Origin of the sequence: Sphingorhabdus sp. (genome assembly GCF_041737645.1) — a bacterium.
Classification (GTDB): Bacteria; Pseudomonadota; Alphaproteobacteria; order Sphingomonadales; family Sphingomonadaceae; genus Sphingorhabdus_B.
The window spans coordinates 1-6,719 of record NZ_JBGSRI010000027.1 but is presented as its reverse complement, the minus strand read 5'-3'; the positions used below and the strand labels follow the sequence as shown (position 1 = coordinate 6,719).

Annotated in this window: 10 protein-coding genes; all 10 read left to right on the top strand. The window is 54.7% G+C overall.

Annotation, left to right across the window (positions count from 1 at the left end; all coding sequences use genetic code 11):
- On the top strand, nucleotides 1-614 hold a 614-nt coding region (gene rpsE / locus ACEW72_RS03430), incomplete at its 5' end, for a 30S ribosomal protein S5 (protein ID WP_373474982.1).
- A gap of 5 nt (nucleotides 615-619) precedes the next feature.
- On the top strand, nucleotides 620-796 hold the full coding sequence (gene rpmD, locus ACEW72_RS03425; protein WP_373474981.1) for a 50S ribosomal protein L30: 177 nt from the start codon (nucleotides 620-622) through the stop codon (nucleotides 794-796).
- 60 nt (nucleotides 797-856) lie between these two features.
- Nucleotides 857-1,393, top strand: a complete 537-nt coding sequence (gene rplO, locus ACEW72_RS03420) for a 50S ribosomal protein L15 (protein WP_373474980.1) — start codon at nucleotides 857-859, stop codon at nucleotides 1,391-1,393.
- Nucleotides 1,394-1,565: 172 nt separating this feature from the next.
- A complete protein-coding gene (secY, locus tag ACEW72_RS03415; RefSeq protein ID WP_373474979.1) occupies nucleotides 1,566-2,942 on the top strand; it encodes a preprotein translocase subunit SecY in 1,377 nt (458 codons plus the stop codon).
- 36 nt (nucleotides 2,943-2,978) lie between these two features.
- The gene (locus ACEW72_RS03410; protein ID WP_373474978.1) at nucleotides 2,979-3,623 is read left to right on the top strand and encodes an adenylate kinase; all 645 of its coding nucleotides are present in this window, start codon (nucleotides 2,979-2,981) and stop codon (nucleotides 3,621-3,623) included.
- A 52-nt stretch (nucleotides 3,624-3,675) separates the two neighbouring features.
- Nucleotides 3,676-4,374 carry a hypothetical protein gene (locus ACEW72_RS03405; RefSeq protein WP_373474977.1) on the top strand — a complete coding sequence of 233 codons (699 nt, stop codon included), beginning with the start codon at nucleotides 3,676-3,678 and terminating at the stop codon, nucleotides 4,372-4,374.
- A 6-nt stretch (nucleotides 4,375-4,380) separates the two neighbouring features.
- Nucleotides 4,381-4,836 carry an ATP-dependent zinc protease gene (locus ACEW72_RS03400; protein ID WP_373474976.1) on the top strand — a complete coding sequence of 152 codons (456 nt, stop codon included), beginning with the start codon at nucleotides 4,381-4,383 and terminating at the stop codon, nucleotides 4,834-4,836.
- Between the two features lie 14 nt (nucleotides 4,837-4,850).
- On the top strand, nucleotides 4,851-5,756 hold the full coding sequence (rimK, locus tag ACEW72_RS03395) for a 30S ribosomal protein S6--L-glutamate ligase (protein ID WP_373474975.1): 906 nt from the start codon (nucleotides 4,851-4,853) through the stop codon (nucleotides 5,754-5,756).
- A gap of 174 nt (nucleotides 5,757-5,930) precedes the next feature.
- Nucleotides 5,931-6,299, top strand: coding sequence for a 30S ribosomal protein S13 (gene rpsM / locus ACEW72_RS03390; protein ID WP_373474974.1), 369 nt, complete (start codon nucleotides 5,931-5,933; stop codon nucleotides 6,297-6,299).
- A gap of 57 nt (nucleotides 6,300-6,356) precedes the next feature.
- Nucleotides 6,357-6,719 (top strand): 30S ribosomal protein S11 (gene rpsK / locus ACEW72_RS03385; protein WP_373474973.1); only part of this gene is annotated, 363 nt, incomplete at its 3' end.

Sequence of the window (6,719 nt, the reverse complement as noted above, 5' to 3'; positions counted from 1 at the left end):
GCGGCGGCGGCGGTGGTGGCGGTGGTGAAGGTCGCGGCCGTGGCCGTGGCGGTCGTGACGAGCGTCGCCCTGCACAAGAAGAAGATGATGGTACGATCGAAAAGCTTGTCCATATCAACCGCGTTTCCAAAACCGTAAAGGGCGGTAAGCGCTTTGGTTTTGCTGCGCTCGTTGTAGTCGGTGACGGACAAGGTCGCGTTGGTTTTGGACATGGCAAGGCGCGCGAAGTGCCTGAGGCCATTAACAAGGCAACCGCGGCTGCAAAGAAATCGATGATCCGCGTTCCATTGAAAGATGGCCGCACATTGCACCATGATGGCCGTGGCCATTTTGGAGCCGGTAACGTCACCGTTCGTTCGGCACCTGCCGGTACGGGGATTATTGCCGGTGGTCCAATGCGCGCCGTGTTCGAATCATTGGGCGTTGCGGACGTTGTGACCAAATCGGTCGGCACGTCGAACCCGTACAACATGGTCCGCGCAACCTTTGCGGCCTTGTCCGACCAGACAAGCCCGAAATCGGTAGCGCAACGTCGTGGCAAGAAAATCGCCGATCTATTGGGTCGCGGTGGCAGCAAGTCTGCTGAAGCCGACGCCGAAGCTATTGCGGAGTAATTGACATGGCGAAGATTAAAATCAAGCAGACCGGTTCGCCGATCCGTCGCCCCGCTTCGCAGCGCGCAACTTTGAAGGGACTTGGCCTCGACAAGATGAACCGCGTTGTTGAACTGGAAGATACCCCCGAAATACGTGGTATGATCCAGACGGTCCGGCACATGGTTGAGGTGCAGAAATAAATTTTCTCTCTCCCGCTTACGGGATAGAGGCGCGTAGTAAAGCGAAAGCGAGTGCATGATATGAAATTGAATGACATCCAGGATAATGAAGGCGCCCGCCATCGTCGTATGCGCGTGGGCCGTGGTATCGGTTCGGGCAAGGGCAAGACTTCGGGTCGCGGCCAAAAGGGCCAGACCAGCCGTTCCGGTGTTTCGATCGCCGGATTTGAAGGTGGCCAGATGCCCCTTCACATGCGTATCCCAAAGCGCGGCTTCAACAATATTTTTGCCAAAGACCATGCCGAAGTGAATCTGGGCATGATCCAGAAGTTCATCGACGCCAAGAAAATCGACATCAAGGCTGTTGTCGATCACGCTGCGCTCAAGGCCGCCGGTCTTGCCCGTGGTGGCAAGGATGGCGTCCGTTTGCTGGCCAAGGGTGAATTGACCTCGAAAGTCAATTTCTCGGTCGCCGGCGCTTCGAAAGCTGCTGTTGAAGCGGTTGAGAAAGCAGGCGGCAAGGTTGACGTTATCGTGAAGGTTTCGGCTTCCGAAAAGGCGGCGGCGAAAAAATCGTCGGTCAAAAACGCCGCGAAGAACGCCCAAAGCGCAAAATAAGACAGGCGACGGCGACTTCGCTCTTGTCATGCCAGCCCCGCTTCCCGATATGGGCTGGCGGGGTTTGACATTTCCGGTGGATATTCGATGAATGTCGGACAAAATTTGGGACCAAGCGGTGCAGCGCGATGAATGCGATGCCCGCCTGATCCGGGAACAAGGAAAGTAACACATGGCATCTCGAGCCGACCAAATGGCTTCGAACCTCAATCTTTCGAAGTTCGGGCAAGCGACAGAATTGAAAAACCGCATCTGGTTTACAATTGGCGCGCTCATCATTTTCCGTTTGTTGAGCTTTGTTCCTTTGCCCGGCGTCGACCCGGTCGCACAAGCCGCGCTTTATGCAAATAATGCCGCTGGCGGTGTTCTGGATATCTTCAACACCTTTTCGGGCGGAAGCCTGGAGCGGATGAGCCTCATCGCGCTTGGTGTGATGCCATATATTACGGCGTCTATTGTTGTGCAGCTTGCGGCATCATTGTCGCCTACCCTTGCCGCCATCAAGAAAGAGGGCGAAAGCGGGCGTAAGAAGCTGAACCAGTACACGCGCTACGGCACGGTATTTCTAACAGCTTTGCAAGGCTATTTCCTCGCGGCGGGTCTCGAAAGTCTGGCGGCGGCCAATGGAATTGGCGCGGTGGTGGAGCCGGGTCTCATGTTCCGGGTTGTCGCGACCATCAGCCTTGTCGGCGGCACCATGTTCCTGATGTGGCTGGGTGAACAAATCACGTCACGTGGTATCGGCAACGGTATTTCGCTTATCATCATGGCGGGCATTGTCGCGCAATTACCGCGTCTCGTCGTCAATCTCCTGGAAGGTGGACGGACCGGTTCGATCAGCGGCTTTGTCATCGTCGGCTTTATTATCATGTTTGTCGCGCTGACACTTTTGATCTGCTTCATGGAGCGCGGCCAACGCCGTGTTCTTATCCAATATCCAAAGCGCGCGACACAGCGCGGCATGATGCAGGCCGATCGCAGCCACTTGCCGCTCAAGATCAATACTGCTGGCGTAATTCCGCCAATTTTCGCGTCCTCTTTGCTGTTGTTACCAATCACCATAACCCAGCTGGGCGGGAATAAAGTCGCTGGCGAAAGCGCGATGGGCGATTTTGTAATTACCCTCAATCAATATCTAGCGCACGGACAGCCGGTATATTTGCTTCTGTACGGGCTCGGTATTGTCTTTTTCTGCTTTTTCTACACCGCGGTTGTGTTCAACCCGGAAGAAACCTCTGAAAATCTGAAAAAAGCGGGTGGCTTCATTCCGGGCATCCGGCCCGGGAAAAACACGGAATCCTATTTGGACTACGTTCTTACCCGCATCACCGTTTTGGGCGCGGCCTATCTCACGCTCGTCTGCTTGCTGCCGGATTATGTCATGGCGCAAACCGGCCAACAGCAATTTTTTGCGATCGGCGGTACAAGCTTGTTGATTCTGGTGAATGTCACTATCGACACGATTTCCCAGATTCAAAGTCATTTGCTCGCACATCAATATGGCGATTTGCTCAAAAAGGCGAAACTTAAAGGTGGCCGCACCCGGTAAACTGGGGCATCGGAACGATTGGGGGTAGGGCGTTTCATGAATATCATCTTATTGGGGCCGCCAGGCGCGGGAAAAGGCACGCAAGCAAGCCATTTGGTTGATGTGTATGGCATGGCCCAGCTTTCGACCGGCGACATGCTGCGTGCCGCGCGTAAAGCAGGAACCCCGCTCGGCGATCGGGTAGCCACAGTGATGGATTCCGGTGGCCTTGTTTCCGATGATATTGTGGATGATCTTATCGGTGAAAAACTGGACTCAATGCCACGCGACCAGGGCGCTATATTCGACGGCTATCCGCGAACGGCTGCACAAGCGCATTCGCTCGACAGGATATTGGCGGAACGTGGGCGGACGCTTGATTTTGTGATCGAGCTTGAGGTTGACGAAGACGCCTTGGTGGATCGCATCACCGGCCGCTTCACTTGCGGGTCATGCGGTGAAGGCTATCATGACCGCTACAAATTGCCGCAAAAAGACGGCGTTTGTGACAATTGTGGATCTACCGAATTCAAGCGCCGACCCGACGATAATGAAGAAACGGTCCGGACGCGGATGGCCGAGTATCGCGCCAAGACCGCGCCAATCTTGCCCATTTACGACGCGCGGGGTCTGGTTCGGCGGATCGATGGCATGGCTACGATTGCAGACGTCACAAAGGCGATTGAAACGATCATTGGCTGAAATGTGGTTTTGTGTCTTGCGGTTGAGACCGCGAGACGTCAAAAACCGGTTCATGAAAATTTCCCTCTTGGCGGCAACCTTGTTGGTTGCTCTCTCCTCTCCAGCGTTTGCCGAAGTGAAAGCTTCGTCGGACGCCGGCTTTAATGTTGTCCATCTCACCGCGGTCGAGGCAAAGCCGGAAGAAATCTGGAAACGCCTGATCGCGCCGAAAGATTGGTGGAGCAAGGCGCATAGCTGGTCGGGATCGAGCGATGGCTTTTACATCGATGCGCAGGCCAATGGCTGCTTTTGTGAGCTATTTCAGGAGAAGGGTGATGATGGCCGGCTGAAAACGGTGGGCAGCGTCGAACATATGCGCGTGATATTCGCGCAACCCCACAAGGTCCTGCGTATGCAAGGCGCCTTAGGCCCGCTGCAATCCGAAGCGGTCACTGGAACACTTACCGTTGCGATGGAACCGTCGAAAGACGGCACGACGACAAAGATCAGCTTCTCTTACGTCGTCGGCGGCTACATGCGTTACAAAGTCGCCGAAATCGCACCCGCCGTGGACAAGGTTTTGGGGGAGCAATTCCGAAATTTGCTATCTCCATACAAACCTTCGCAAGACGAGAACCTTGCGTCGCCCGACGGGTTTTCCCTGGATCTCGAAAATCTCGAAGATGCGGAGCCGATAGCAGCACCGGAAAGCGGCAGTAACAATTCCGGCATTGAGACATCGGATGGTCAACCCGATGTAAGCCCCCAATAGCCATCAATGTCGGTCATCACCAAAAAACACCTGATTAAGAAAGCCGAGATAGGCTGGTGTGAAATGGTCGATATTCCAAGCCTTGGCCTGACCCAGGTCCATGCAAAAATGGATACCGGCGCCGCGACATCATCGATTCATGCGACCCGGGTTAAACCTATCATGCGTGATGGGGTGCCTAGTGTTGAATTTTGGTTCCGTTTGAACGCAGGTGAAAAGCCAAAGCGATACGAAGCGGCGATAATTGACCGCAGGGTGGTGAGAAGTTCCAATGGAGAAAAACAGGAACGCTATGTCATCTCCGCGCAATTTTGCTTCGGTAAGCTTTGCTGGAATGGACAGCTCACCTTGGCAAACCGGCGGTCAATGGCGTTTCCCTTGCTAATTGGACGGCGGGCGTTAAGGCGCGGCTTTCTGGTCAATAGCGGACGGCGTTGGGTTCTCGGCAAGCCGACGGAATAAGGAATAAAATTCAGATGAAAATCGCGATGTTGGCGCGAAACGCCAACTTATATTCCCACCAACGACTGGTGGAGGCGGCCGTTGCGCGTGGGCACGAGATTGACGTGCTTAACACGTTGCGTGTGACGATGAACATTACCTCGCATCGTCCGGAGGCTTATTATCAAGGCGAAAAGCTCGGCAAATATGATGTGGTTATCCCCCGTATTGGCGCGTCAGTCACTTTTTACGGCCTCGCCGTGTTACGCCAATTTGAAATGATGAATGTCTGGCCTTTGAATGAAAGTGTGGCCATCGGCCGGTCGCGTGACAAATTGCGATCGTTGCAGATATTGGCAAAAAAAGGCCTGGGCTTGCCTGTTACCGCGTTCGCACATGATCCAAAGCAAACCGATGAAGTCATAAAAATGGTGGGCGGAGCGCCCGTCGTCATCAAGCTATTGGAAGGTACCCAAGGTATCGGCGTCGTTTTGGGCGAAACCGAAAAGTCGGCGCGTTCCGTGATCGAGGCTTTTCGCGGCGCGAACGTGAACATATTGGTGCAGGAATTCATCAAGGAAGCAAATGCGACCGATATTCGCTGCTTTGTAATCGGTAACAAGGTGGTTGCAGCGATGCAACGCAGAGGTGCCGAAGGGGATTTTCGTTCCAATCTCCATAGGGGCGGTTCGGCGGAGGCCATTCGCATAACGCCGGAAGAACGATCAACCGCCGTGAGGGCCGCACGGGCGATGGGTCTGAACGTGGCGGGCGTGGATATGCTTCGATCAAATCATGGCCCTGTCATCATGGAGGTCAATAGCTCTCCCGGACTCGAGGGGATTGAAAAGGCCAGTGGCAAAGACATAGCCGGCAAGATTATCGAGTTCATCGAAGAATATGCGGCCAGCGGCAAGACCAAAACAAAAGGCAAGGGATGACGGCCTCAGCCTATTGACAGAAATGGCGACTCACTGTACGCCGCGCACATTCCTAGTAACTGGCAATCCCAGCAACGCTGCAAGGCGTCCGCTGGTTTTTGTGCGTTCTTGGGTAAATTTAGCGTTGAGATAGGGTTCGTCCTTCGGGGCACCTGTGGAGCAGGAGTAATTAAATTGGCTCGTATTGCCGGGGTTAACATACCAACTAACAAGCGCGTGATCATTGCGCTTACCTACATTCACGGAATCGGTCGCACAAAAGCGGTCGAGATCGCGGACAAGCTGGGAATTGATCAAAGCCGTCGTGTGCAGGATCTTTCGGATGCCGAAGTCCTGCAAATCCGCGAAACCATCGATGCGGGTTACACCGTAGAAGGCGATCTTCGCCGGACAACATCGATGAACATCAAGCGTCTGATGGACCTCGCCTGCTACCGTGGCCTGCGCCACCGTAAGGGTCTTCCGGTCCGTGGCCAGCGCACGCATACCAATGCGCGCACCCGCAAGGGCAAGGCCAAGGCAATTGCTGGCAAAAAGAAATAAGACCGGGCCCCGCCCAACCTTATTTTTTCTGCATATTTCGAATAGGATACACAATTTATGGCACGCGAACCACAGCGCATTAAAAAGCGGGAACGCAAGAATATTTCGGCCGGTGTTGCCCATGTCAATGCCAGCTTCAACAACACGATGATCACGATCACCGATGCCCAGGGCAACGCGATCAGCTGGTCCTCGGCTGGCACCATGGGCTTTAAGGGCAGCCGCAAGTCTACCCCTTATGCCGCACAGGTCGCCGCAGAAGATGCCGGCAAGAAGGCCGCCGAACATGGCGTCCGCACGCTCGAAGTCGAAGTCAAGGGCCCGGGTTCAGGCCGTGAATCGGCTCTGCGTGCCTTGCAAGCCGTCGGGTTCACCATCACGTCGATCCGCGACGTGACCTCGATCCCGCACAACGGTGTT